The sequence below is a fragment of the Falsiroseomonas sp. RANM36 genome (genome assembly GCF_056682175.1).
In genome coordinates, this window is sequence record NZ_JBWXTD010000005.1 from 152,467 (window position 1) to 155,718 (window position 3,252).

Here is a 3,252-nt window from a genome sequence, read left to right on the forward strand (position 1 = left end):
GGCCTCTGCGGGGCGGGGGCGTGCGCTGCGCGGGGGGGGGGGGGGGGGCCCCCCCGGCGGGGGGGGGGGGGCCCGGGCCGGCCCGGCGCTATTCGGGCTTGAGCCCGGTCGCCTCCACCAGCCCCCGCCAGGTGGTCCGCTGCGCCTGCATCAGCGCGGCGAACTCGGCCGGGCTGGAGGGGAAGGGGGCGTTGCCATTGGCCGCCAGCCGCTGGATCAGCTCCGGCTTCTTCAACCCATCGTTGATGATCGCGTTCATCCGCGCGACGATCGGCTCCGGGATGCCCTTCGGGCCCATCACGGCCGAGAAGCTCGGCAGGTCGTAGTCGGCCACACCCTGTTCCTGCACCGTCGGGAATTCCGGGGCGAGCGGCCAGCGCTGCGGGCTGGTGACCGCCAAAGCCCGCACCTGCCCGGCGCGCACGGCGGGGATCACGCCGGCGAAGCTGTCGAAGACCAGCTGGATGTTGCCCGCGATCAGGTCGGCCCGGGCCGGCGCGGCGCCGCGATAGGGCACATGGGTCAGCTCGACCCCCGTCCGCTGCATGAACAGCACGCCGAGCATGTGGTTGGCCCCGCCCGCCCCGGCCGAGCCGTAGTTCAGCCGGCCCGGATTCGCCTTCGCATAGGCGATCAGCTCCTGGATGGAGTTGATCGGCAGCCGCGGATTGACGCAGACCATCGCGGTGCCGGTGGCGAAGGTGGCGATGGCGGTGAAGTCGTCCACGCCCTCGTAGCCGGCGTTCTTGAACAGCAGCGGCGCGCCGAGATGGCTCGAGGGGCTCGCCATCATGATGACGTAGCCGTCCGGCGGCGACTGCGCGACATGCGCGGTGCCGATGGTCCCGCCGGCGCCGGCGCGGTTGTCCACCACCACCGGCACGCCCAGCCCTTCCTGCAGCACCTGCGCCTGCAGGCGGCCGGCGATGTCGCTGGCGCCGCCCGGCGGATAGGGCACGACGAGGCGGATCTGGCGGCGGGGCCCGCCGCCCGGGGCCAGCGCCGGGGCGGCGAGCGGCGCGGCGGCAAGGGCGGGCAGGCTGGCGATGAGGTGGCGACGGCGGATCATGGCGGCTCTTCGTTCTCTCCGGTTTCCGGCGCCCGGCGGATGCGGCACGCATCGCCTGTCGCGCGACAGGCGCCGAGCGTGATGCGGCGCGGGCGAGGAGGCAATGACGACTTCGCATCGAACGGCCGGCGCCGCGACGCGACTGGCTGCATTTCGCGCAGACGCGTCCCTGGCCTGCCGCGCGGCGGTGCAGCGGCGGCGCGGTGCCCCGCGGTGGCTGCACGCCATGGCCAGGAGGCTTGACACCGCCCCCCCCTACGCGCGGCAATCCTGTCTCACGTCACGCCAAGGGAGAGAAGAGATGCCGATCCTGACCCGCCGCGCCGCGATCATCGGCGCGACCGCCTTCGGCGTGGCGCCCGCGCTGCGCCAGGCCCCGGCGCCGCCGCAGCCGGGCCTGCTGCGCTACGGCCTGTCCGTCTGGCCGCCCAACCTGCAACCCTGGCCCTCCACCGGCGCGGCCGCCGGCATGGTCAAGATGCTGACGCACCGCATGCTCACCACCTTCGACACGAAGGGCGAGCTGCAGCCGCTGCTGGCGCGCGAATGGAGCAGCGACGAGAGCGGCGCCTGGACCTTCCGCCTCGACCCGCGCGCGGTGTTCCACAACGGCGAGAAGGTCACGTCCGAGGACGTGAAGTGGACCATCGAGCAGGTGGCCGGCGAACGCTCCACCGCCTACTACCGCACGCAGTTCCAGCAGGTGGAGCGGGTGGAGACGCCGGACCCGCACACCGTGCGGCTGGTGATGAAGGAGAAGATCGCCACCGTCCCGCTCTGGTTCGCCAACTACAACATGCCGATCGTCTGGCGCGGCACGCGGGACATGAACAACGCGGTCGGCTGCGGCCCCTATCGCGTCACCGGCTCGGAGCGCGGCAGCTGGCTCGAGCTGCAGGCGGCGCCGAACTACTGGATGCCCGGCCTGCCGCGCACCCGCACCATCCGCATGACCGTCTACGCAGACGAGAACCTGCGGCTCGCCGCGCTGCAGTCGGGCGACGTGGACATGATCGACTACGTCCCCTGGAGCGGGATGGCCGGGCTGGAGGCCGATCCGCGCTTCAAGCTGGTGAGCACGATGGGCCCCTTCATGGACATCCTGTTCAACGGCACGAAGCCGCCCTTCGACAATCCGCTGGTGCGCCGCGCGGTCGCGCATGCGGTTCGGCGCGAGGACATCGTGCGCGTCGCCTTCTCCGGCCGCGGCAAGGTGCTGGAGGGCATGCCGATCGTCGAGGGCTCCCCCTGGTGGGACGCCGAGCTCTCCCGTGGGCATCGCTACGACCCCGAGCGCGCCCGCGCCCTGCTGCGGGAGGCCGGCTATCCGAACGGCATCGACACCACCATCCTCACCACCGGCACCTTCAACATGCACAAGGACACCGCCGAGGTCGCGCAGCAGCACCTGCGCGAGATCGGCATCCGCGCGGAGATGCGGGTGGTGGACTGGTCCACGCGCGTCAGCATGGGCGTGCGCGGGCAATACGACATGGCGGTCCACGGCGTCTCGGCCGATTTCAACGACCCGGACGGGCTGACCGTGGTGCTCGACACATCTCTCTCCCCGGCGCATGGGCGCAGCTTCCGCCTCAGCACGCCGCGCACGGTCGAGCTGCTGAGCCAGGGCCGGGAGGAGCTGGATCCGGCGAAGCGCATCGCGATCTACAAGGACATGCAGCGCGCCGCGCTGGAGGAGGTGCCGATCGTCGGCCTGGCCTGGCGCGAGCAGGGCTACGGCCTCACGGCGAAGGTCAGCGGCTTCGCCATCAAGCCGGGCGCGCTGAGCCTTTCGTCGGGCGATATGCTGGAGTTCGTGAGCGTCGGCGGCTAGTGGTGCGACTCCGGCAGACAGTTCCCGGCCGGAGGGCCGGGCATCGCACCACCAGCCTTTGCGTTGGTGGGCCGATTCACGCTGCTTTCGGGACCCGACAGCAGCGATCGGGCCACTAGATGCTGTTCGTCGCGCGCCGCGTCGGCGTCTCGCTACTGCTCATGTGGGTGGTGGCGACGATCGTCTTCATGACGCTGCACATGGTGCCCGGCGACCCGGCGGAGCTGCTGCTGTCCACCGGCGGCGTGGTGCCGGACCCGGCCTCGGTGGCCGAGCTGCGCGAGCGGCGCCGCCGGCGCCGGCCCCGGGAGGGTGCGGTCGGCGGGGTGCACCCCCGCCGCGCCCCCCG

Annotated in this window: 2 protein-coding genes and 1 pseudogene; 2 read left to right on the forward strand and 1 reads right to left on the reverse strand. The window is 72.3% G+C overall.

The window, feature by feature from the left end:
* Positions 1-88 precede the first annotated feature (88 nt).
* A complete protein-coding gene (locus AC1MIR_RS18650; RefSeq protein ID WP_480029692.1) occupies positions 89-1,069 on the reverse strand; it encodes a Bug family tripartite tricarboxylate transporter substrate binding protein in 981 nt (326 codons plus the stop codon).
* Positions 1,070-1,370: 301 nt separating this feature from the next.
* Here AC1MIR_RS18650 and AC1MIR_RS18655 point away from each other — a divergent pair, with 301 nt between their 5' ends.
* Together AC1MIR_RS18655 and AC1MIR_RS18660 are read left to right on the forward strand one after the other, a co-directional pair.
* Positions 1,371-2,903 (forward strand): ABC transporter substrate-binding protein, encoded by a 1,533-nt coding sequence (locus AC1MIR_RS18655; RefSeq protein WP_480029693.1) that lies wholly within the window; start codon positions 1,371-1,373, stop codon positions 2,901-2,903.
* A 119-nt stretch (positions 2,904-3,022) separates the two neighbouring features.
* Positions 3,023-3,252, forward strand: a pseudogene (locus AC1MIR_RS18660) (hypothetical protein); the annotation flags it as partial.

Coding starts and splice junctions, on each gene's coding strand:
- AC1MIR_RS18655 (WP_480029693.1), top strand. CDS start 1,371: ATGCCGATCCTGACCCGCCGCGCCGCGATCATCGGCGCGACCGCCTTC.
- AC1MIR_RS18650 (WP_480029692.1), bottom strand. CDS start 1,069: ATGATCCGCCGTCGCCACCTCATCGCCAGCCTGCCCGCCCTTGCCGCC.